The following is a 21,944-nucleotide window of genomic DNA, read 5'->3' on the forward strand; positions in this document are numbered from 1 at the left end:
CTGAAAGGCCCGTCGCTGATGCCGCGGCAGGTCCTGCCCTCGGCCCTCTGGCGCCTTATCACGCACCTCGTGAAGAAAACCGGAATCGTCGCCTGTGCATCGCGACATCCGCGTGAGCCCCCCGACCGGGCAGGCCGCCGCATCACGCTTGTCTCGCTAGCATATTCTCCCTGCAAAATCACGGGTGAACGGGCCATGAATGCCACGGCCCGGCTGCGTGCTAACTCAGAGCCAGTCGGCCTTGTTCCCGCTGACGACGAGCAGCTTGCCCTGCCAGATCTCGACCATCGAGGCCTCGCGCGGCGCCACCGCCCCGACCAGGGCGAGCACCGCCCGCGCCACGCCACCATGGCTGACGATCACCGTCTCGCGCTGCAATCCTTCGAGAACCGGCCGCACGCGCTCGGCCAGCATGCGGTAGCTCTCGCCACCCGGCGGCACGAAACCCCATTTGTCGCGCTCGCGCAGATGCGCCTGCTCGCGCTCGGCCTTGCGGACGTCGCGCCAGGTGAAACCTTCCCATTCGCCGAAGGTCAATTCGCGCAGGCGGTCGTCGATGCGGTATTCGCCGGCCGGCAGGGCGAGTTCGCGGCGGAGGATGTCCATGGTCTCGCGCGCCCGCTGCATCGGCGAGCCGATATAGGCGAGATCGGCGTAAGCCGGCTCCAGCGCCTTCAACCGACCGGCGGCCTCGGCGGCCTGGCGGCGACCGAGATCATTCAGCGGGATGTCCTGACCGCCCTGCAGCCGGCCTTCCCGATTCCAGTCGGTTTCGCCATGGCGGACGAGGATGAGACGGTGAGGCAGCGAGAGCGGGACCATGCGGGGCTTCTGCACGCTGCCGCGGACAGGGTCAAAGCCCTTGCGCCGCCCGCAGCCATGCTTTCAGCCGATGGCGACAATTGGCCGCTTTCTGTGGCCGAATTTACACGGCCTGTGTATAGCGCCCTTGCCAATCACCAGCGGAACCGCATGTCCCCTGCCCTCACCTTGCCCGACGGCCGCAGCCTCGCGCTTTCCGCGACGCCGCTCGTCATGGGTATCGTCAACATCACGCCCGATTCCTTCTCGGATGGCGGATTGCTGAAGAATGCCGAGGCGGCGATCGCCCATGGCGCGCGCCTCGCCGCGGAAGGCGCGGCCATCGTCGACATCGGCGGCGAGTCGACGAGACCCGGCCATGCCACCGTCGATGCCGCGACCGAGATGGCGCGCGTGCTGCCGGTCATCGCCGGGCTGAAGGCGCGGATCGACACGCCGATCTCGATCGACAGCTACAAGGCCGACGTGGCGGAAGCGGCGCTCGCGGCCGGCGCCTCGATCGTCAACGATGTCTGGGGCGCCCAGCGCGATCCGCGCATCGCCGAGGTCGCGGCGCGAGCCGGCGCGCCGATCATCCTGATGCATAACCGCGACACGATCGACGCCTCGCTCGACATCTTCGAGGAGGTGCTGCGCTTCCTCGAGCGCTCGATCACGATCGCCACGCAAGCCGGCCTGCCGCGAAGCCAGATCGTGGTCGATCCCGGCATCGGCTTCGGCAAGACCGCACGCCAGAATCTCGACCTGATCCGCCATCTCGACCGGCTCGCCGTGCTCGGCTGCCCGGTCCTGCTCGGCGCCTCCCGGAAATCGACGCTCGGGCGCATCACAGGCCGTGAGGTTCCGGCCGAGCGGCTCGCCGCCAGCATCGCCGCGCATCTCTATGGCGCGAGCCGCGGCGCCGCCATCATCCGCGCCCATGACGTTGCCCCGCATATCGACGCGCTCAAGACCTGGGCCGCCATCGAAGACAGCATGAAAGCAGACCTGTGAGCGAAACCGGCCGCATCCTGATCGAGAAACTCGACATCTACGCCTATCACGGCTTCTTCTCGGAGGAGGAGCGGCTCGGCCAGCGCTTCGTCATCGACCTCGTGCTCGATGTCGACCTGCGCGCCGCCGCCGCCAGTGATCGCCTCACTGACACCGTCGATTATGGCCGCGCCGTCGCGATCGTCGCCGAAGCCTTCACGGCCCGCCGCTACCACCTGCTGGAAGGCGCGGCGCGCGCCGTGGCACTGGCGCTGTTCGATGCCTTCCCGACGATCGAGGCCGTCGAGGTCACCCTGCGCAAGCCGGCGCCGCCGATCCCGGCGACGCTCGGCTCGGTTGGCATCCAGCTGAGGTTCCAGCGTGAAGGTTGAGGCCGCACTCGCCTTCGGCGGCAATATCGGCGACCCCGTCGCGGCCTTCGCCGCGGCGCTGAAGGGGCTGCGCGCGCATCCCGACATCACGCTCGGCCAGCTGTCCTCGATCTATCGCACGCCGCCCTGGGGCAAGACCGACCAGCCGGAATTCCTCAATATGGCCGCGCTGGTCGAGACCTCCTTGCCGCCGCAGGACCTGCTCGCCTTCTGCCTCGAGCTGGAGCGCGCCGGCGGCCGGGAACGCCGCGAGCGCTGGGGGCCACGCACGCTCGATATCGACATCCTGACCTATGGCGACGCAATCATCGACCAGGCGCGCTTGCAGATCCCGCATCCGCGCATCCCCGAGCGCGCCTTCGTGCTGACGCCGCTGGCCGAGATCCTGCCGCAGCGCCTGATCGGCGGGCGCAGCGTCACCGAGCTACTGGCGGCGGCCACAGACGAAACGATCCGCCGCGACGATATCGCGACGGATCGTTTGAAGACTCTGCTGGCCAGTTAACTCACCGCATCGGATCGATCAGACGGAACAGTCGGTCGATCCGATGAGCGGTCTCACTCGCCCTTGTCGAGGGAGATGTCCGGCGCAGTCGGCACCTTCATGCCGACGACATGGTAGCCGGCATCGACATGCATGATCTCGCCGGTGATGCCGCGCGACATGTCGGAGACGAGGAAGACAGCGGTCTCGCCGACCTCCTCGATGGTGACGGTGCGGCGCAGCGGCGAGTTGTACTCGTTCCAGCGCAGGATGTAGCGGAAATCGCCGATGCCGGAGGCCGCCAGCGTCTTGATCGGGCCGGCCGAGATCGCGTTGACGCGGATCTTCGAGGGGCCGAGATCGGCGGCGAGATACTGCACGCTCGATTCCAGCGCCGCCTTGGCGATGCCCATGACGTTGTAATGCGGCATCCATTTTTCGGCGCCGTAATAGGTCAGCGTCAGCAGCGAGCCGCCATCGGGCATCAGCTTCTCGGCGCGCTGGGTAATCGCGGTGAAGGAATAGCAGGAGATCAGCAGCGACTTCGAGAAGTTCGCCTCGGTGGTCTCGACATAGCGCCCGGTCAATTCGTCCTTGTCGGAGAAGGCGATGCAGTGGACGACGAAGTCGAGCTTGCCCCAGAGCCTTTCGACCTCGGCGAAGACCGCGTCGATGGTCGCGCCGTCAGTGACGTCGCAATGGCCGACGACATGGCCGCCGAGTTCCTTGGCGAGGGGCTCGACCCGCTTCTTCAGCGCGTCGCCCTGATAGGTGAAGGCGAGTTCAGCGCCCGCATCGGCCGCAGCCTTGGCAATGCCCCAGGCGATGGACCGATTGTTCGCGACGCCCATCACGAGCCCGCGCTTGCCCTTCAGGAGATTGGCGGTCGGCGAAACGGCGTTGGAATCAGGCATGGGAAACCCGCAGATGAACGATGAGCAGGTCTCTTAGAACAGTCGCAGGGAAACGGGAACCGCTTTGATGCCCGCCTCCACGGCTGAATCACGCATAAGACCGCGTTCCGTAGCCCGCGCGGCTCGTTTTCGGCTGGCGGCCGAGCCGGCTCAGTTCGCCCCGTCCCGCCCCTTCATCAGCGCCGTCAGCTCCGCGTCGCTCGCCGGCATCTCGATATCGATGGCGACGAAGAGATCGCCGACCGCGCCCTTCTCGCCCTTCAGGCCCTTGCCACGCAGGCGGAACTGCCGGGCCGTGCCGGTCAGCGGCGGGATGTTCATCTCGACCGCGCCGGTCAGCGTCGGCACATGCAGCGGCCCGCCGAGCACCGCCTTGGCCAGCGGCACCGCGACGCGGGTGCGCAGGTCGTTGCCATCGACCGTGAAGCGGGAATCCGGCTTGACCTTGATGGTCATCATCACGTCGCCGGCCTCGCCGGAATACGGATCGATCTGGCCGAGCCCCCGCAGGCGCATCACCTTGCCGTCGCTCACCCCCACGGGGATGGTGATCTCGACCTCGCGCCCGCCCGGCAGCTTGACCCGGCGCGTGCCGCCGGTCGCGGCCTGCGCCAGCGTGACCTCCAGCGTGAAACTCTGCTCCGGCGGCTTCTGCGGTTCGGGCTTGCCGCGCGCGCGCCGGCCGGCCTCGCCGAAGAGCGAGGAGAAGATGTCGGAGGCGTCGAAGCCGGCATCGCCCGCGCCCCCGCCCGGGCCGCCGCGACCGCCGAAGGGATGGCCGCCACCGCCCTGGCCGAAATTGAACTCGAAGCCACCGCTGCGCCCGCCCCGGCCGGCGCCCATGCCCTCGAAGCCCTGGAAGCGCGGCTTGCCCTCGGCATCGATCTCGCCGCGGTCGAACTGCTTGCGCTTGGTCTCGTCGCCGACGATTTCATAGGCGGCGTTGAGCTCGGAGAACTTGTCCTGCGCCTTCGGGTCGTCCCGGTTGCGGTCCGGGTGCAGCTCCTTGGCGCGCTTGCGGAAGGCCTTCTTCAGCTCCGCATCGCTCGCGCCGCGGGCAACGCCCAGAACCTGATAGGGATCGCGCATCCAAAACCTCTTTCAGACAAAGTCGAACGGCCGGCGCGAGAACCGCCAGCCGTCCGCCTCGCCCAATGTGGGGGCGGTGTGGCGTGTGCGCAACACCTGGCGGGGGCCGTTCTGCACCCGGCCTCGCGGCAAGGCAAGCCAGGTGAAAAGCTTCAGCCCAGGCCCTTCCAGGGCTCCATGTCCTTGACTGCCCACTCGCCGCCCGAAGGGCGGCAGGCCGTGCCCTGCAACTTGACCGGCCGGCTTTGCGTCTCGACGCTGGCGATGAAGGCGCGGCAGATTTCGTCAGAGCGCAGGAAAGGGCCACCGACCGGGATGAAGGAGCCCTTGATGCCACTTTGGGGGTTGTCCCAGGAAACGGGAGCGCCGTTGCCCTGGGGATCGAGCGCCACGCTCATCGCCCCGTCGGCGCGGCGCATGTCTTCCGGCCCGAGCTCGGAGGACAGGCCCGCGAGCGCACTGGCGCGGTCGCCGCCGCGCGCCGGCAGGACCGAGGAGGTCGTCATCCCCGAGGTCGCGGCGACCTCGTCCTCGCTCTTGCTCGACAGGCCGAGGATGGGGAAGGAGACCGAACAGCCGGCGCCGAACAGCCCCAGCAGCACCGCGGCAGCCAGCGGGCGCATGGGGGCTGCGCAACGGTTGAGGCTTTGGAACGCCCCCGCCCCTGCCCTATATAAACCAGCCGCCCGAATCCGGATCACTTCTGCGCTCGCCCGACGCCCATTTCCACTGACCGAGGATTAGAACGTGCAACCGTTAACGAGCGGTGACTTCACCGAGGAAAACGAGCCTTTCGCCTTGTTCCAGAAGTGGTTGGACGAGGCCACGAAATCAGAGCCGAACGACCCGACCGGGATGGCGCTCTCGACTGTCGATGCCGAGGGCATGCCCAACAGCCGCATGGTGCTGCTCAAGGGCCACGGACCGGACGGTTTCGTGTTCTACACCAACACCGAAAGCCAGAAGGGCCAGGAACTGCTCGGCCAGCCCAAGGCCGCCGCCCTGTTCCACTGGAAAAGCCTGCGCCGACAGATCCGCATCCGCGGCATGGTGACGCTCGTCAGCGATGCCGAATCGGATGCCTATTACCAGTCCCGCCCGCGCGACAGCCGCATCGGCGCCTGGGCCTCGCAGCAGTCGCGCCCGCTGGAAAGCCGTTTCGCGCTGGAGAAGGCTGTCGCGAGCTACACGCTGAAATTCGGCATCGGCGAGATTCCGCGCCCGCCCTACTGGCGCGGGTTTCGCATCACCCCGACTTATATCGAGTTCTGGCGCGACGGCGCCTTCCGCCTGCATGACCGCATCATCTTCCGCCGCGACGCGCCCGACACGTCCTGGACGAAGACGCGCTTCTACCCCTGAGGACACCTGCCCCATGGCGATGCCCAAGTTCGATTTCCCGAAGACCGAAGCCGGCAAGCGCCCGGTCATGCTTTTGACCGGGGCGAGCCGCGGCATCGGCCATGCCACGGTGATGCAGTTCGCCATGGCGGGCTGGCGCATCCTGTCCTGCTCGCGCCAGGCCTTCTCCGACAAATGCCCCTGGCCGTCGGGCGCCGACGACCATGTCCAGATCGATCTCGGCGACCCCGAGGACACGATGCGCGGCATCGCCGAGATCAAGAAGCGGCTGGCCGCCGAGGGCGGCAAGCTCAACGCGCTGGTCAACAATGCCGGCATCTCGCCGAAGGGCCCGAAGGGCGAGCGGCTGGGCGCCGCCACGACCTCCTTCAACGACTGGCACAAGGTCTTCCAGGTCAATTTCTTCGCGCCGATCATGCTGGCGCGCGGCCTGCTCGACGAGCTCACCGTGGCGAAGGGCGCGATCGTCAACGTCACCTCGATCGCCGGCTCGCGCGTACACCCCTTCGCGGGCGCCGCCTACGCCACCTCCAAGGCGGCTCTCGCCAGCCTCACCCGCGAGATGGCGGCCGATTTCGGGCCCTTCGGCATCCGCGTGAACTCGATCTCGCCCGGCGAGATCGATACCGCCATCCTCTCGCCGGGTACCGAGAAGATCGTCGCGACCCTGCCGATGAAGCGCCTGGGCAAGACCGACGAGGTCGCCAAGGCGATCTATTTCCTCTGCACCGACCAGTCGAGCTACGTCACCGGCTCGGAGCTTCACATCAATGGCGGGCAGCACGTTTGATGCGTGAGCCCGCGCCATGATGGGAGATGGCGGCCAGGTCATCCGCTTCCCGACGCCCGGCCGGGCCGCGGCGCGGCCGGTTCTGGCAGCCTCCGTCGCGGTTTTCCGCGACGGCAAGGTTTTGCTGGCGACGCGCACCAAGCCGCCGGCCGACCGTCTCTGGTCGCTGCCGGGCGGCAAGGTCGAGGCCGGCGAGACGCTTGAAGAAGCGGCCCTGCGCGAACTGGAGGAAGAGGTCGGCGTCGCCGCCCGCATCCTTGGCTTCAACCGCCATGTCGAGATCTTCGGCCGCGATGCAAAGGGCGCCGTGACGCATCATTTCGTCGTCGCCTCCTTCATCGGCGAGTGGCTCTCCGGTGAGCCGCGGACGGGGCCTGAGGCCGGCGCGGTGATATGGGCCGATCCGCTCAAGCTCGGCGGGCTGGCGACGACGCGCGAGCTCGGCGACGTGCTGCGCCGCGCCCACCAGCTCTTCATCGCGGGTATCCCCGCGCCATGAGAACCGGGCTTCGTCATTCGGCGCTTCTGGTTGCGCTCCTGCTGCTGCCGATGGCGGCCGCGGCGCAGCAGCGGTCACAGCCGGGCGCGAAGCCGCCCGCAGCCAAGCCTGCCGAGCAGCCTGCCCCGGAACCGGCCGCTCCGCCTTATGAGCCGCAGCTCCTGCAGCTCTCCGAGATCATGGGTTCCCTGGCATATCTCCGGACGCTCTGCGGCGGCCGGGAGGCGCAGGACTGGCGCGCGCGGATGAGTGCGCTGATCGAGGCCGAGGGCCGGACGCCGCAGCGCCGCGACCGGTTAACCTCAGCCTTCAATCGCGGCTTCAAGGCCTATTCCCTGACCCATCGCTCCTGTACCGAGGCAAGCCAGGAGGCTTCTTCCCGACTTGCAGCCGAAGGCGAGGTGCTGTCGCGGGCGCTCGCCGGGCGCTATGGCGGATAGGCAACAGCTGTTGCCGGAATGCGCACTTCCACCGGATTCTTCCGGTCGCGTTAACCTTTCTTAAAGGCCATGGTAGCGTGCCGCTCTGGCACGGCTTATGTCTTGGGCATCGCCCAACCGTCGCGATCCGGGGCAAAACCGCCGCGATTCGCGCCAGACAGAAGGCTGAAGAGTCCCGTTTCGATGCCGATCCAGCCAGACGACACGATGCTCGACCCGAATCTCGCCGAGGACCATGGCGACGTCCGCCGCGTTGCCTATGGCTATGTCGAGGACGCGTTCAACGAGGCGCAGCAGGACGGGTTAGATCCCGACGCCATGGCCCATGCAGCGCTGTTCGCGGCGCTTCGCACGCTGGTCGAGACCTATGGCGAGGACGCGACCGCCACCTTCGCCGAGACGCTGGCCGACAAGGTCCGCTGCGGCGCCTTCACCTGCGGCACGCGCCACTGAACAAACCGGTCAGGCCGCCCCCGCCGGCCCGGCCCTTACCGCCTCGATGATCCGCAGCACGGCCGCGCTTTCGCCGAGCGGCATCTGCGCGCAGGCGCTCTTCCCCGCACGCACTGCCGCCATCACGGCTTGCGCCTGGAACTGAAGGCCATTGCCGGGAAAGGCGAAGCTTTCGCTGAGCCGCCCTGACTGAGGCAAGCGGTCGAGCAGACGCGCCAGGCTACCAAGTCCGCGATCGTAAGCCGCGACTGCCTTGTCGGCATCGGCATACCACGACAGCCGCTGCACCTTCAGGAATGGCGCCTCGAGCATGAGCCCGCCAGCCTCGCCCTCGATCAGGAGCCGGTTCGCTCCGTTCCGGTCGAAACCGCAGGCGAGTTCCGCGACCGCCGTTGGATAGTCCAGCCGGAAGCTGCTGCGCCGGTCGACGCCGGTGCCGGCGGCGAACCAGCTTCCCCTCACGGCCTGCGGCTCGCCGAGCAGATGCAGGGCCAGCGACAGCGGATAGACGCCGAGATCGAAGGCAGCTCCACCCCCGAGAGCCGGATCGTAGAAGCGGCTGCCCGGTTCCTCGGGATGGAGATACGAAAGATCGGCCCGGATGCGCCGGATTGCACCGATACGGCCTGCGGAGATCTGCTCTCGCGCCCGGTGCACCGCCGGCAGGAAACGGCTCCACAGGGCTTCCATCGCGAAGACGCCGCGCTTGCCTGCCGCCTGCGCGATCGCCTCGACATCGACGCTGGCCAACGCGATCGGTTTCTCGATCAGCACCGCCTTGCCGGCGGCTATGGCCTTCAGCGCTTGCGCGGCGTGGAGATGGTTGGGTGTCGCGATATAGGCCGCATCGATTGCGGGATCGGCCAGAAAAGCGGCTTCGTCGTCGTAAGCCTTCGCCCCGTCGAAGCGCGCGGCAAAACTCTGCGCCTTCTCAAGGGAGCGCGAATGAGCAGCAACGATGCGCGCCTGCGGCAGCAGGCCGAGATCGGCGGCGAAGAGCCCGGCGATGGCTCCGGTGCCCATGATCCCCCAGCCGAATGGCTTGTCCTGCGCCAAGCGCCCCTCCGTTGCTGTCGACGAGCGATAGCGGAGGGGCGTTAAGGGCAGGTTCCTCAGACGGCGAGCGCGAAGCCGTCCTTGCGATGATCGGAGGCACCGAACATCACGCCGCGCTTGTGATCGACCCAGATCGCCTGGCAGCCGCCGAGCGGCTCCTCGGACCAGACCACGTCATGGCCGCGCGCCTTGAGATCGGCGGCGACGCTCGCGGGAATGGTCGTCTCCAGCGAGAGCTTGCCGTCATAGGCGAAGCTGCGCGGCGCATCCGAGGCCTGCTGCGGGTCGAACCCGCGGTCGAGGATGCCGGAGAGGAAATGGACATGGCCGGTCGACTGGTACTGGCCGCCCATCACACCGAACGGCATGATCGGCTTGCCATCCTTGGCCAGCATGCCCGGAATGATCGTGTGGAACGGGCGCTTGCGCGGGGCGATGGCGTTGGGATGGCCCTCGATCAGGCGGAAGCCCGAGCCTCGGTTCTGCAGCATCACGCCGGCCTTCGACGCATAGATACCGCTGCCGAAAGCGGAGAACAGCGAGTTGATGAAGGAGACCATGTTGCCGTCACCGTCGACGACGCAGAGATAGATCGTGTCCTTGTGCAGGGGCATGTCGAAGGCTTCGGGCTTCGCCGCCTTCTCCAGGCTGATCTGCTGGCGGATGCGGCCGACGAACGGGTCCGACAGGAAGGCGTCCGTGTCGAAGGGGCTGACAGCCGGGTCGGCGACCAGCGCGTCGCGCTGGCGATAGGCGGCCTTGCTGGCTTCGGCGAGGAGATGGATGCGGTCGGCCTCGCTGAGCTTCTCATCCTTCATGTCGAAGCCTTCAAGGATGCGCGCGATGAGGAGCGCGGCGATGCCCTGGCCGTTCGGCGGGCATTCCCAGAGGCGGTGGCCGCGATAATCGGCGCCGATCGGATCGACATAATCCGGCTTCGAGGCGGCGAAGTCATCAAGCCCGATCAAGCTGCCGGCGGCACGGAGCACGCCGACCATATCCTCGGCGAGTTCGCCCTCGTAGAAGGCCGAGCGGCCCTCGCGGGCGATGCGGCGCAGCATATTGCCGAGCGCCGGATGGACCATCTTGTCGCCGACGGCCGGGGGATTGCCGCCCGGCAGGTAGACGGCGTTGCCGAGGCCGTGCTTCTCGATGCGGCCACGGGCCTTGGCCCAGTCGAGCGCGACGCGCGGCGTCACCACGAAGCCCTCCTCGGCGGCGCGGATCGCGGCTGAGAAGATTTCCTCCAGGCTCTTGCTGCCATGGTCGGCGACGAGGCGGCACCAGGCGTCGATGGCGCCAGGCACCGTGACCGCATGGGGCGAATCCGCCGCGATCGACGTCATGCCCTGGCTGAGGAACCAGCCGAGATCGGCCTTGGCGGCCGAGCGGCCCGAGCCGTTGATCGCGACCATCTTGCCATTGGCCGGGGCATAGATCGCAAAGCAATCGCCGCCGATGCCGGTCATATGCGGATCGACCACCGCCTGGACGGCCACCGCCGCGATGGCGGCATCGATGGCGTTGCCGCCGGCGCGCAGGATATCGACAGCGGCCAGCGTCGAGGCCGGATGCGAGGTCGCCGCCATGCCGCGGTCACCGACCGTAACCGGGCGGCCCGGCACCATGAAATCGCGATTGCCCCAGCTCATGCTCGTCTCCACCTCTGCGGCACCATCGCTGCGCGGCGCCTTGTTTCGCTCAACGCTTTCGCGCGCCAGCCGGGGGCTTGGCAATCCCGCCTCGCGCATGGCCGACGCCACCTGCCCCTCGCCGCACGCAACTGTCGCGATTGACATCCCGGCGCGGAGGACTATCGCGACCGGGAAGGACGGGCCGGCCATGCAAGACTACATCCGCAAGATCATCGGGGCGCGCGTCTATGACGTCGCGATCGAAAGCCCGCTCGACCCGCTGCCGCGATTGTCCGCCCGCATCGGCGGCGGCGCCCTGCTGAAGCGCGAGGACCTGCAGCCCGTCTTCTCGTTCAAGCTGCGCGGCGCCTACAACAAGATCGCCGGGCTTTCCGCCATCGAGGCCGAGCGCGGCGTGATCTGCGCCTCGGCCGGCAACCACGCGCAGGGCGTGGCGCTGGCGGCGAAGAAGCTCGGCATCAAGGCGACCATCGTGATGCCGCGCACCACGCCGGACATCAAGGTCCAGGCCGTGCGCAGCATGGGCGGGCGCGTCGTGCTCCACGGCGAGAATTTCGACGAGGCCTATGGCCATGCCCGCAAGCTCGAAGCCGAGAAGGGGCTGACCTTCGTCCACCCCTACGACGACCCGGACGTCATCGCCGGCCAGGGCACGGTCGGCATGGAGATCCTGCGCCAGCATTCCGATCCGATCGAGGCGATCTTCGTGCCGATCGGCGGCGGCGGGCTCGCGGCCGGCGTCGCGGTCTACGCCAAGTTCCTGCGGCCCGAGATCAAGGTGATCGGCGTCGAGCCCGAGGATGCCGCCTCCATGGCCGGTGCGATCGCGGCCGGGGAACGCGTAGTGCTCGATCAGGTCGGGCTCTTCGCCGATGGCGTCGCGGTGCGGCAGGCGGGCGAGGAGACCTTCAGGCTCTGCCGCGAACTGCTCGACGAGGTCGTCACCGTTTCGACCGACGAGATCTGCGCGGCGGTAAAGGACATCTTCGAGGATACACGCGCCATCGCCGAACCGTCCGGTGCCGTCAGCCTCGCGGGCTTGAAGGCCTATGCGGCGCGCGAGGCCAAGCGCAGCGGCGCGCTGATCGCGATCAACAGCGGCGCCAACATGAATTTCGACCGCCTGCGCCATATCGCCGAGCGGGCCGAGATCGGCGAGCATCGCGAGGCGCTGCTGGCGGTGACGATCCCCGAGAAGCCCGGCGCCTATCGCGCCTTCATCGAATTGCTCGGCCGGCGCGCCATCACCGAGTTCAACTATCGCTATTCCGATCCGAAGGCCGCGCGCATCTTCGTCGGCGTGCAACTCTCCGAGGGCGATGCCGAGAAGCACCAGATCATCGCGATGCTGACCGAGCATGGATACCCCGTGCTCGACATGAGCGACAACGAACTCGCCAAGCTGCATATCCGCTACATGGTCGGCGGCAAGGCGCCGGGGCTCGGCGACGAATTGATCTTCCGCTTCCAGTTCCCGGAGCGGCCGGGCGCGCTGCTGAAATTCCTCAACAGCCTCTCGGCGGACTGGAACATTTCGCTGTTCCATTACCGCAACCACGGCGCCGATTACGGCCGCATCCTCGCGGGCATCCAGATCCCGCCGGCCCAGCGCGGGCAGCTCGCGAAGCGACTCGATGCGCTCGGCTATCCCTATTGGAGCGAGAGCGACAACCCGGCCTATCTGTCGTTCCTGGCGGAGATGCCGGCGGCGTGAATAATCGGCTTAAGGTGGAAGCATGACGCTCGAACAGCTGCGCATCTTCGTCGCCGTCGCCGAGCGCGAGCACCTGACGCAAGGCGCGCGGGCCCTCAACCTCACGCAATCGGCGGTGAGTTCCGCGATTACGACGCTGGAGGCGCGCTATGCTACCAAGCTGTTCGATCGGATCGGCCGGCGCATCGCCCTGACCGAGGCCGGCAAGCTCTTCCTGATCGAGGCGCGCGCCGTGCTGGCGCGAGCGACAGCTGCCGAAGCCGTACTCTCCGATCTCTCGGGGCTGGCGCGCGGCTCGCTTGCGCTGGTGGCGAGCCAGACCGTCGCGAATTACTGGCTGCCGCCGGTGATCCAGCGCTTTCGCCGGAAGCATCCCGGCATCGCCGTCTCGCTCGCGATCGGCAATACCGAAACCGTGAGCGCCACCATCCGTGACGGCGTGGCCGATCTCGGCTTCATCGAAGGCGAGATCGACGACCCGGCCCTCTCCATGACTGAGGTCGACGAAGACGAACTCGTTATCGTCGTGCCGGCTGGCCACCCCTGGGCGAAAAGCGCCCCATCAGCCGAGGAGCTCTCGCGAGGCGGCTGGGTCCTTCGCGAAGCGGGCTCGGGGACACGGGCGATGTTCGAGGCGGCGCTGCCGGGACTCGGCCTCGCGGCAGACGACCTCAGCGTGGCGCTGGAACTGCCGTCCAACGAGGCGATCTGCGCCGCGGTTGCGGCCGGCGCGGGCGCGACCGCGATCTCGCGGCTCGTCGCCGCCAACGCCATCGCCGCCGGACGCCTCGCCACCGTGGCGCTGCCGCTGCCGAAGCGCCGCTTCCTCGCGCTGCGCCACAAGGAACGCTACCTCGCCAAGGCGGCGGCGGCGTTCCTCGCGCTTAGTCAGGCTGGCTGAACCTCAGGCTGCCGCAGCCGAGCCCGGTGCGGCGCGCATCAGCATGCCGAAGAGATCGCGGGAATCATCGGGATCGGCGATCAGGTCGAGATCGACATAGGTGCCGGCCTCGCGGATGCGCTCGTAGACATAACGCAGTGCCGAAAAGTCCTCGATCGCGAAGCCGACCGAGTCGAACATCGTGATCTGGCGGGCATCGGTCCGCCCTTGAGCCGCTCCCGTGATGACCTTCCAGAGCTCCTCGACCGGATGATCGGCGTCGAGCTGCTGGATATCGCCTTCGATACGGGTCTGCGGCGGATACTCGACGAAGATCGAGGAGCGCAGCAGCACGTCGCGATGGATCTCGGTCTTGCCGGGGCAATCGCCGCCGACCGCGTTGATATGGATGCCGGCGCCGACCATGTTGTCGGTCAGGATCGTCGCGTATTGCTTGTCGGCCGTGACGGTGGTGACGATCTCGGCGGCCTCGACCGCTTCCATTGCGGTGGCGCAGCGCGTGATCCTGAAGCCGTGCCGCGCGAGGTTCCGGGCGCATTTCTCGGTCGCAGCCGGATCGACATCGTAGAGCCGCAGGTTCTCGATGCCGAGGATCGCGCGGAAGGCGAAGGCCTGGAATTCGGATTGTGCGCCATTGCCGATGATCGCCATGGTCGAAGCATTCTTCGGCGCAAGATGCTTCGCCGCCACTGCCGACATCGCCGCCGTGCGGAGCGCGGTCAGGAAGGTCATCTCCGAGAGCAGAACGGGATAGCCGGTCGCGACATCCGAGAGCAGGCCGAAGGCCGTGACCGTCTGCAGGCCGGCCTTCATGTTCTTCGGGTGGCCGTTGACGTATTTGAAGCCGTAGAGCTTGCCGTCGCTGGTCGGCATCAATTCGATCACGCCTTCGAGGCTGTGCGAGGCGATGCGCGGCGTCTTGTCGAAGATCTCCCAGCGCCGGAAATCATCCTCGATATAGCCGGCGATGTCGGACAGCATCCGCTCGATACCGATCGCATGGACCAGCTTCATCATGTGGTCGACGCTGACGAAAGGCACGACGTTGAGCTGCTGAATCATGGGTCCCCGCGCTGTTCTCGTTGAAGGAGCGATTGTCCCTGTTTTCGGCGGCAGGCGATAGAAGCCAAAACGACCAGATCGGCGCCAAGATTGATCGATATGACAAAGTCATCTATCCATTTCGGCTAATGGATGATCTCGACCGCAAGCTCATTACCCTGCTACGCCATGACGGGCGCCGCAGTATCTCGGACCTCGCCGCCGATCTCGGCCTGACGCGGGCGACCGTCCGCGCGCGGCTGGAGAAGCTGGAGCAATCCGGCGAGATCATCGGCTTCACCGTGATCCTGCGCTCGGACGCCATCGACTTACCCGTACGCGGCATCACGATGATCGAGATCGCCGGGCAGGCGGCGGATTCGGTGATCGATGCTCTCTCCGGCTTCACCGAGGTCTCCAACATCCACACCACCAACGGCAACTGGGACCTCGTGGTCGAGCTCGGCACCTCCGACCTGATCGCCTTCGACCAGGTGCTCAGGCATATCCGCATGATCCCCGGCGTGACCAACAGCGAGACCAGCCTGCTGCTGGCGACGCCGCGCAGCGTCAAGGCGCGGCTCTAGTCTCGACAAGAAGCGCCGCTGCATGGCGGCCATCCGCAAACGCGGCGCGGCGCCTCGTGACAGGCGCGCATCCGCCCCCTAACGTTATGCCTCGTCAGATACAGCGTTGGTGGCGGCCGGCGATGCATGATCGCGCAGGGCTGCCCGTTCGCGTCGGACAACCACAGTTCCCGCTCGGGGCATGGATGATCGGCCGTTTCCCGGCAGGCCGTCCGCGTCTTGGGCCAAGACCAAGGCAGGAGACCAGACATGGCGCATGAGCTCGAATTCTATATCGACGGCCAGTGGGTGAAGCCGTCCGGCAATCGCACGCTCGGCGTGATCGATCCGTCGAACGAGGAGGTCTTCGCCACGATCGCGCTCGGCGAGCAGGCCGATGTCGACAAGGCCGTCGCCGCGGCCCGCGCCGCCTTCCCCGCCTTCGCCGCCACCTCCAAGGCCGAGCGCCTCGCCCTGATGCGCCGCCTCGCCGAAGCCTACAAGAAGCGCTACGACGACATCGCGAACATCCTTTCTCGCGAGATGGGCGCGCCGAAGGAGCTGGCGCATCGGGCGCAGGCGGCGATGGGCACCGCCCATCTCGCCAAGATGATCGAAACTCTCGAAAACTTCGAGTTCGAGGAGCTGCGCGGCACCACCCTGATCGCCAAGGAGCCGATCGGCGTCGTCGGCATGATCACGCCGTGGAACTGGCCGCTGAACCAGATCATGTGCAAGGTCGCGCCTGCGCTCGCCGCCGGCTGCACGATGGTGCTCAAGCCCTCCGAGATCGCGCCGCTCAACGCCATCATCTTCGCGGAAGCGATGGAAGAGGCCGGCGTGCCGAAGGGCGTGTTCAACCTCGTCAACGGCGACGGCCCGACGGTCGGCGAAGCCATCTCGCGCCATCCGGGCGTCGACATGGTCTCCTTCACCGGCTCGACGCGCGCCGGCATCCTCGTTGCCAAGGCGGCGGCGGATACCGTCAAGCGCGTGCATCAGGAGCTCGGCGGCAAGTCGGCCAACATCATCCTTGATGATGCCGACCTGAAGAAGTCGGTGAAGCTCGGCGTCGAGAGCGTGATGCGCAACTCCGGCCAGTCCTGCAATGCGCCGACCCGGATGTTCGTGCCGGAGAAGCTGCATGAGGAGGCCCTCGCCATCGCCAAGCAGGTGGCCGAGCCGCTCAAGGTCGGTGCTCCCTCGGCGGATGGCGTCTTCCTCGGCCCCGTCGTCAGCGAGGTCCAGTACGACAAGATCCAGCGCCTGATCGAGGCCGGCATCAAGGAAGGCGCGACGCTGGTCACCGGCGGCGCCGGCCGTCCGGAAGGGCTCAACCGCGGCTACTATGTGCGCCCGACCGTGTTCGGCGGCGTGACCGACGAGATGACGATCGCCCGCGAGGAAATCTTCGGCCCCGTGCTCTCGATCCTGCCCTACAAGAACGACGACGAGGTGGTCTCGCGCGCCAACGACACGCCCTACGGCCTGGCTGCCTATGTCCAGTCCGGCTCGCAGGAGCGCGCCCGCAAGATCGCGGGCCAGATGCGCGCGGGCAATGTCTATATCAACTATCCGGCCTGGGACGCCGGCGCGCCCTTCGGCGGCTACAAGCAGTCCGGCAACGGCCGCGAATATGCCGATTTCGGCCTCGAGGAGTTCCTGGAGATCAAGGGCACGGTCGGTTACGCCGCGGCCTGATCGTATCGCGACCTGACGACAACGAGGCCCGGTGAACCAAAAACCGCCGGGCCTTCATTTTATTCTCCGTTTCAATCGATTGAGAGGGCCGATCCATGGTGAATCCGAACCGCTACGACGCGATGCGCTACAACCGCTGCGGCCGCAGCGGGCTGCAATTGCCGGCGCTCTCGCTCGGCCTCTGGCAGAATTTCGGCGAGACCGGCAACCATGCCAACATGCGCGATATCTGCCGCACGGCTTTCGATCTTGGCATCACCCATTTCGACCTCGCCAATAATTACGGCCCCCCGCCCGGCTCGGCCGAGACCGCTTTCGGCGAGATTCTGGGCCAGGATTTCGCGGGTTATCGCGACGAGCTCGTCATCTCGACCAAGGCCGGCTACCGGATGTGGCCGGGCCCCTATGGCGAATGGGGTAGCCGCAAATACCTGATCTCGAGCCTCGACCAGAGCCTGAAGCGGATGAAGCTCGACTATGTCGACATCTTCTATTCGCACCGCTTCGACCCCAACACGCCGCTGGAGGAGACGGTGGGCGCGCTCGACGCCATCGTGCGCCAGGGCAAGGCGCTCTATGTCGGCCTCTCCTCCTATAATGCGAAGCGCACGCAGGAGGCGGTCGCGATCCTGCGCCGGCTCGGCACGCCCTGCCTGATCCACCAGCCGAGCTATTCGATGCTGAACCGCTGGATCGAGCAGGACGGCCTGCTCGACACGCTCGACGCGGAGGGCATCGGCTCGATCGTGTTCTCGCCGCTGGCGCAGGGCATGCTGACCGACAAATACCTGAAGGGTGTGCCGGCCGGCAGCCGAGCCGACAAGAAGGCGCCCTCCTTCCGCGACGGCTTCCTCAGCGAGGCCAATCTCAGGAGCATCGCGGCGCTGAACGAGATCGCAGGGGCACGCGGCCAGAGCCTCGCCCAGATGGCGATCGCCTGGGTACTGCGCGGCGGGCGGGTGACCTCCGCCCTGATCGGCGCGAGCCGGCCGGAGCAGGTGACGGATTGCGTCGCCGCGCTGAAGAACCCGGAATTCTCGGCGGAGGAGCTGGCTGCGATCGACAGGCATGCGGTCGATGGCGGGATCAATATCTGGGCGGCTTCGGCGGAGCGGTAGACCGCTCCGCCGCCTTAATCTTCCTCCGGCACCGCCGCGATCGGCAGGGCGCTCGAGCGCTTCACCTGGCCTAGCGCGAAGCTCGACTCGATCGAGGCGACGCCGTCGAGGCGGGTGAGCTTGTCCTTGAGGAAGCGCTCATAGGCCGGCAGGTCGCGCACGACGATGCGCATGAGATAGTCGCGCTGGCCGGTCATCAGGTAGCAGTCGACCACCTCGGGCCAGCGCGCCACGGCCTGCGAGAAACGGTCGAGCTCATCCTCGCGCTGGCGCTCCAGCTTGATCGAGACGAAGACGCTGATTGGCAGGCCGACCTTGGTCTGGTCGATGATCGCGGCATAGCCGGTGATGACGCCCGCTTCCTCCAGGATGCGGATGCGGCGCGCGCAGGGCGAGGCGGAAAGCCCCACCCGCTCGGCCAGGTCCTGCACTGAGAGGCGCGAATTGATCTGCAATTCCGCGATAATCTTGCGGTCGAGCGCATCGATGCGCAGGCGTGCCATGCCTTGTCTCCGGTCCCGGCTGAAATCGCTCTATGACAGGAGACACCGCCCGCCACCACCGGCATCTCCGCGAAAGCGAGCGTCGGCGGCGCATAGCGCTGGCGCGCTGAGCTCGGTCGCGCTATGCGATACCTACAATCCAATGAATGTATGGAAATCAGGTTTGGCGATGGCCGATAGCGATGAGGCGCTCCATTGGACCGGCCGGCTCGATCCGGCAGCCGGGCCGCGCTACCTGCAGATCGTCGCGCAGCTCGAACAGGCCGTCACAACCGGACTATTGCGGCCCGGTGACCGGCTGCCGCCGCAAAGGCGCCTCGCCGAGCATCTCGCGGTCGACCTCACCACCGTGACGCGCGCCTTCGGCGAGGCGCGCGAACGCGGGTTGATCGACGCGGTGACAGGGCGCGGGTCCTTCATCTCGGCAAGGCAGGAGCGGGAAGGCCCGCCGCTCGATCTCAGCATGACCATACCACCGGCGCCGAAGGGCCTGCGGCTCGGCGAGTTCATGCAGCGCGGCATCGCCGAAATCCTGGCGCGCAGCGATGTCGACCAGCTGATGAACTATCATGGCGGCGCGGGCTCATTGGCCGAGCGCGCGGCCGGCGCGGCATGGCTCGCGCCTCTGATGGGCACGGTTTCCCCGCAGCGCATCGCCGTCGTTCCCGGTGCCCAGACCGGGCTCAACGCCTTGCTCTCGCTGCTGGCCCGGCCCGGCGAGACGATCCTGCTGGAGCGGCTGGCCTATCCCGGCCTGATCGGTGCGGCGCGGCAACGCGGGCTCGCGATGGCTCCGGTCGCAAGCGATGAAAACGGCCCGCTCCCGGATGCGCTCGACGAGGCTGCGAGCCGCTACGACGCAAAACTGTTCGCCCTGACGCCGACGCTGCAGAACCCGACCTGCACCACGATCCCGGAAAGGCGCCGCATCGACCTCATCGCCGTCGCCCGCAAGCGTGATCTCACCCTGATCGAGGACGACCCCTACAGCCTGCTCGCGGGCGATGCGCCCGTGCCGCTGGCAGCGCTGGCGCCCGAGCGAACATGGCATGTCGCAACCCTGTCGAAGGTGCTGACGCCCGGCCTGCGCACGGCTTTCATGGCGATGCCGGAGGGGGCCGACAGCACGCCGTTCCTCGCCGCATTGCGGGCGACAGCGCTGATGCCCGCCCCTCTGATGACGGCGCTCGCGGCGCATTGGATCAGGATCGGCGCGGCGAAAGACCTGCTGGATGGCGTGCGGCGCGAGGCGGCTGAACGGCAAACGCTGGCGCGGGGGATCCTGCCCGAGACGATGCAGGCTCATCCGCATGCGCTGCATGTCTGGCAGCCCCTGCCCACCCATTGGGCACGCGACCGGTTGATCGAGCGCGCCCGCGAGGCCGGGCTTGGCGTGATGGCCGCCGATGCCTTCAGCACGGGCGGCGTGGCGCCGGATGCGATCCGGATTGCGCTGGGTGCGATTCCGGAACGGGCGCGGCTGGCGGAAGCGCTCGGCCTGCTCGCCGCATTGATCCGCGACGGTGGCTGAGCGCCCGGCTGGCTCAGTTGGAGGCGACCGGCTTGTCCTGCGGCACCGCGCGGGCGAGCCGGCCCTCCTCCGCTTTGTGGAAATATTGCGAGGCGATCAGCCAGCCCTTGAGCGGCTGCAAGGGCGGGATGCAGGTCGCCAGGATCAGCGGCAATGTCGTGACCAGATGCACCCAGGTCGGCGGGTTGTAGCTCAATTCCAGCCAGAGCGGGAACGCCACGGCCGGGATGCAGAGGAACATCATCACGAAGAAGGCCGGGCCGTCAGCGGGGTCGGCGAAGGAATAATCCAGGCCGCAATTCTCGCATTTCGGCTTCAGCTTCAGGAAGCCCTCGAACATCTTGCCCTGCCCGCAGCGCGGGCAGCGGCCGCGCAGGCCGGTCTGGAGCGGAGAGAGTGGCGGCCAGTGCTCGCCGGACATGGAATGTCTCCTCGGGACGGCGCCGTTCATTTGGCGTCGTCCTTCAGATCGCTCTCGATACAGACAATGTCAAGATTGTATGCATCTTAGCTGACTGCCTGCGCGGATCGGTCGCGGGAGCGTCAGATATGCAGCGCGTGACCCAGCGCCTTCATCGCGGCTTCCGGGAAGGCCTCGCCCAGCGTCGGATGGGCGTGGATCGTGCCGGCGATGTCCTGCAGGGTCGCGCCCATCTCGATCGCGAGCCCGAAAGCCGCCGACAATTCCGAGACGCCCTGTCCGACCGCCTGGATACCGAGCACCAATTCGCTCCCCGCCTGCGCGACGACGCGCACGAAGCCGGCCTCGCCATGGCGAGTCATGGCCCGGCCATTGGCGGCAAAGGGGAACTGGCCGATCTTCAACTCATGGCCGGCGCGCTTGGCTTCGTCTGGCGAGAGGCCGACCGAGACGATCTCGGGATCGGTGAAGCAGATCGCCGCGATGCCGCGCTTGTCCCAGGCCCGCGGCAGGCCGGCGACGATCTCCGCCACCATCTCGCCCTGCGCCATGGCGCGATGCGCCAGCATCGGCTCGCCGGTGACGTCGCCGATGGCGTAGATGCCGCGCATCGCCGTCTCGCAGCGCTCGCCGATGCGGATGAAGCGCCCGTCCATGTCGAGCACGAGATTTTCGAGCCCGAGACCGTCCGTGACCGGCTTGCGGCCGACGGTGACCAGGATCTTGTCGGCCGGCAGGCTGCGCTCCTTGCCGTCTGCCGTCTCGATGCGCAGGCCATCGCCCTTGGGCGTCGGGCCGAGCGCCTTGGCCCCTAGCAGCACCTCGACGCCGAGCGCGGTCAGGCGCTTGGAGATGGGGCCGGTCAGCTCGGCATCGTAGAGCGGCAGGATCTTGTCCTGCGCCTCGACCACGGTGACCTTGGCGCCGAGCTTGGCGAAGGCGGTGCCCAGTTCCAGCCCGATATAGCCGCCGCCGACCACGACGAGACGCTTCGGAACCTCGGTCAGCGCCAGCGCGCCGGTCGAGGAGATGGTGTTCCCGCCGAAGGGCAGGAAGGGCAATTCGACCGGGGCGGAGCCGGTCGCGATGACGATGGCCTCTGCCTGGATCGTCTTCGGGCCGGTCTCGGTCTCGACCACGACGGTCTTGCCGTCGCGGAAGCGGGCCTTGCCATGGACGATCTTGACCTTGGCCTTGCGCAGCAGGCCGGCGACGCCGTTGTTGAGGCGCTGGACGATGCCGTCCTTCCAGGCCACCGCCTGTTTCAGGTCGAGCTTCGGCTCGGCCGCAGTCAGGCCGAGAGGCGTCTTGCCGGCGGCGGCTTCCACCGCCTTCTCGAATTCCTCGGCGACATGGATCATCGCCTTGGAGGGGATGCAACCGACATTGAGGCAGGAACCGCCGAGCTTGGTGCTCTCGACGATGACGGTATCGATGCCGAGCTGGCCGGCACGGATGGCGCAGACATAGCCGCCGGGGCCGGCGCCGATGACGAGGAGCTTGCAGGTGATTTCGGTCAT

24 protein-coding genes are annotated in these 21,944 nt (G+C 67.3%); 14 read left to right on the forward strand and 10 right to left on the reverse strand.

Going from position 1 to position 21,944, the window contains the following annotated elements; all coding sequences use genetic code 11:
• Positions 1 to 225: 225 nt before the first annotated feature.
• Complete coding sequence (locus ASE61_RS16490; protein WP_061968679.1) at positions 226 to 822, reverse strand: histidine phosphatase family protein; 597 nt, start codon at positions 820 to 822, stop codon at positions 226 to 228.
• A gap of 150 nt (positions 823 to 972) precedes the next feature.
• Between ASE61_RS16490 and folP the strand changes: the two genes are divergently transcribed.
• From folP to folK, 3 genes are read left to right on the forward strand one after another with little or no spacing between them, the layout of a single operon-like run.
• A complete protein-coding gene (folP, locus tag ASE61_RS16495; RefSeq protein ID WP_061968681.1) occupies positions 973 to 1,815 on the forward strand; it encodes a dihydropteroate synthase in 843 nt (280 codons plus the stop codon).
• On the forward strand, positions 1,812 to 2,186 hold the full coding sequence (gene folB / locus ASE61_RS16500) for a dihydroneopterin aldolase (protein WP_061968682.1): 375 nt from the start codon (positions 1,812 to 1,814) through the stop codon (positions 2,184 to 2,186). Before folP ends, folB begins: the two co-directional genes overlap by 4 nt.
• Positions 2,176 to 2,691: a 2-amino-4-hydroxy-6-hydroxymethyldihydropteridine diphosphokinase gene (gene folK, locus ASE61_RS16505; RefSeq protein ID WP_061968684.1), complete on the forward strand. Its 516-nt coding sequence runs from the start codon at positions 2,176 to 2,178 to the stop codon at positions 2,689 to 2,691. Before folB ends, folK begins: the two co-directional genes overlap by 11 nt.
• A 53-nt stretch (positions 2,692 to 2,744) precedes the next feature.
• On the opposite strand, the gene fabI is transcribed toward folK, so the two are convergent.
• The 3 genes from fabI to ASE61_RS16520 all read right to left on the reverse strand — a co-directional run bounded on the left by fabI (position 2,745) and on the right by ASE61_RS16520 (position 5,296).
• Complete coding sequence (fabI, locus tag ASE61_RS16510) at positions 2,745 to 3,584, reverse strand: enoyl-ACP reductase FabI (protein ID WP_061968686.1); 840 nt, start codon at positions 3,582 to 3,584, stop codon at positions 2,745 to 2,747.
• Between the two features lie 150 nt (positions 3,585 to 3,734).
• Positions 3,735 to 4,673, reverse strand: coding sequence for a DnaJ C-terminal domain-containing protein (locus ASE61_RS16515; RefSeq protein ID WP_061968687.1), 939 nt, complete (start codon positions 4,671 to 4,673; stop codon positions 3,735 to 3,737).
• Between the two features lie 152 nt (positions 4,674 to 4,825).
• A complete protein-coding gene (locus ASE61_RS16520) occupies positions 4,826 to 5,296 on the reverse strand; it encodes an RT0821/Lpp0805 family surface protein (RefSeq protein WP_082617482.1) in 471 nt (156 codons plus the stop codon).
• 124 nt (positions 5,297 to 5,420) lie between these two features.
• Here ASE61_RS16520 and pdxH point away from each other — a divergent pair, with 124 nt between their 5' ends.
• The 5 genes from pdxH to ASE61_RS16545 all read left to right on the forward strand — a co-directional run bounded on the left by pdxH (position 5,421) and on the right by ASE61_RS16545 (position 8,217).
• Positions 5,421 to 6,035: a pyridoxamine 5'-phosphate oxidase gene (gene pdxH / locus ASE61_RS16525; RefSeq protein WP_061968689.1), complete on the forward strand. Its 615-nt coding sequence runs from the start codon at positions 5,421 to 5,423 to the stop codon at positions 6,033 to 6,035.
• Between the two features lie 67 nt (positions 6,036 to 6,102).
• The gene (locus ASE61_RS16530; protein WP_082617531.1) at positions 6,103 to 6,825 is read left to right on the forward strand and encodes an SDR family NAD(P)-dependent oxidoreductase; all 723 of its coding nucleotides are present in this window, start codon (positions 6,103 to 6,105) and stop codon (positions 6,823 to 6,825) included.
• A gap of 16 nt (positions 6,826 to 6,841) precedes the next feature.
• Positions 6,842 to 7,324 (forward strand): NUDIX hydrolase, encoded by a 483-nt coding sequence (locus ASE61_RS16535; protein ID WP_274532878.1) that lies wholly within the window; start codon positions 6,842 to 6,844, stop codon positions 7,322 to 7,324.
• Positions 7,321 to 7,764: a TIGR02301 family protein gene (locus ASE61_RS16540; protein WP_061968692.1), complete on the forward strand. Its 444-nt coding sequence runs from the start codon at positions 7,321 to 7,323 to the stop codon at positions 7,762 to 7,764. Before ASE61_RS16535 ends, ASE61_RS16540 begins: the two co-directional genes overlap by 4 nt.
• Before the next feature lie 183 nt (positions 7,765 to 7,947).
• Positions 7,948 to 8,217 (forward strand): hypothetical protein, encoded by a 270-nt coding sequence (locus ASE61_RS16545; protein WP_348521636.1) that lies wholly within the window; start codon positions 7,948 to 7,950, stop codon positions 8,215 to 8,217.
• A 9-nt stretch (positions 8,218 to 8,226) separates the two neighbouring features.
• On the opposite strand, the gene ASE61_RS16550 is transcribed toward ASE61_RS16545, so the two are convergent.
• A complete protein-coding gene (locus ASE61_RS16550) occupies positions 8,227 to 9,240 on the reverse strand; it encodes a Gfo/Idh/MocA family protein (protein ID WP_061969141.1) in 1,014 nt (337 codons plus the stop codon).
• Between the two features lie 89 nt (positions 9,241 to 9,329).
• A complete protein-coding gene (gene ggt / locus ASE61_RS16555; protein ID WP_061968694.1) occupies positions 9,330 to 10,925 on the reverse strand; it encodes a gamma-glutamyltransferase in 1,596 nt (531 codons plus the stop codon).
• A gap of 190 nt (positions 10,926 to 11,115) precedes the next feature.
• Between ggt and ilvA the strand changes: the two genes are divergently transcribed.
• Both ilvA and ASE61_RS16565 read left to right on the forward strand, forming a co-directional pair.
• Positions 11,116 to 12,642 carry a threonine ammonia-lyase, biosynthetic gene (ilvA, locus tag ASE61_RS16560; protein ID WP_061969142.1) on the forward strand — a complete coding sequence of 509 codons (1,527 nt, stop codon included), beginning with the start codon at positions 11,116 to 11,118 and terminating at the stop codon, positions 12,640 to 12,642.
• A 22-nt stretch (positions 12,643 to 12,664) separates the two neighbouring features.
• Positions 12,665 to 13,543 (forward strand): LysR substrate-binding domain-containing protein, encoded by an 879-nt coding sequence (locus tag ASE61_RS16565; RefSeq protein ID WP_061968696.1) that lies wholly within the window; start codon positions 12,665 to 12,667, stop codon positions 13,541 to 13,543.
• 3 nt (positions 13,544 to 13,546) lie between these two features.
• On the opposite strand, the gene ASE61_RS16570 is transcribed toward ASE61_RS16565, so the two are convergent.
• Complete coding sequence (locus tag ASE61_RS16570) at positions 13,547 to 14,605, reverse strand: ornithine cyclodeaminase (protein WP_061968697.1); 1,059 nt, start codon at positions 14,603 to 14,605, stop codon at positions 13,547 to 13,549.
• Between the two features lie 128 nt (positions 14,606 to 14,733).
• Here ASE61_RS16570 and ASE61_RS16575 point away from each other — a divergent pair, with 128 nt between their 5' ends.
• From ASE61_RS16575 to mgrA, 3 genes are all read left to right on the forward strand, one after another.
• The gene (locus ASE61_RS16575; protein WP_061968699.1) at positions 14,734 to 15,171 is read left to right on the forward strand and encodes an Lrp/AsnC family transcriptional regulator; all 438 of its coding nucleotides are present in this window, start codon (positions 14,734 to 14,736) and stop codon (positions 15,169 to 15,171) included.
• A gap of 249 nt (positions 15,172 to 15,420) precedes the next feature.
• Complete coding sequence (locus ASE61_RS16580; protein WP_061968701.1) at positions 15,421 to 16,851, forward strand: aldehyde dehydrogenase family protein; 1,431 nt, start codon at positions 15,421 to 15,423, stop codon at positions 16,849 to 16,851.
• A gap of 95 nt (positions 16,852 to 16,946) precedes the next feature.
• On the forward strand, positions 16,947 to 17,969 hold the full coding sequence (gene mgrA / locus ASE61_RS16585) for an L-glyceraldehyde 3-phosphate reductase (protein WP_061968702.1): 1,023 nt from the start codon (positions 16,947 to 16,949) through the stop codon (positions 17,967 to 17,969).
• A 14-nt stretch (positions 17,970 to 17,983) separates the two neighbouring features.
• Here mgrA and ASE61_RS16590 read toward each other — a convergent pair whose 3' ends face one another.
• Positions 17,984 to 18,472, reverse strand: a complete 489-nt coding sequence (locus tag ASE61_RS16590) for an Lrp/AsnC family transcriptional regulator (RefSeq protein WP_061968704.1) — start codon at positions 18,470 to 18,472, stop codon at positions 17,984 to 17,986.
• A 169-nt stretch (positions 18,473 to 18,641) separates the two neighbouring features.
• Here ASE61_RS16590 and ASE61_RS16595 point away from each other — a divergent pair, with 169 nt between their 5' ends.
• Positions 18,642 to 20,003 carry a PLP-dependent aminotransferase family protein gene (locus tag ASE61_RS16595; RefSeq protein ID WP_061968705.1) on the forward strand — a complete coding sequence of 454 codons (1,362 nt, stop codon included), beginning with the start codon at positions 18,642 to 18,644 and terminating at the stop codon, positions 20,001 to 20,003.
• Positions 20,004 to 20,016: 13 nt separating this feature from the next.
• Here ASE61_RS16595 and ASE61_RS16600 read toward each other — a convergent pair whose 3' ends face one another.
• Both ASE61_RS16600 and lpdA read right to left on the reverse strand, forming a co-directional pair.
• Positions 20,017 to 20,424, reverse strand: a complete 408-nt coding sequence (locus tag ASE61_RS16600) for a DUF983 domain-containing protein (protein ID WP_061968707.1) — start codon at positions 20,422 to 20,424, stop codon at positions 20,017 to 20,019.
• 122 nt (positions 20,425 to 20,546) lie between these two features.
• Complete coding sequence (gene lpdA, locus ASE61_RS16605) at positions 20,547 to 21,944, reverse strand: dihydrolipoyl dehydrogenase (protein ID WP_061968709.1); 1,398 nt, start codon at positions 21,942 to 21,944, stop codon at positions 20,547 to 20,549.

The sequence above is a fragment of the Allobosea sp. Root670 genome (assembly GCF_001429415.1).
Taxonomy (GTDB): Bacteria; Pseudomonadota; Alphaproteobacteria; order Rhizobiales; family Beijerinckiaceae; genus Allobosea; species Allobosea robiniae.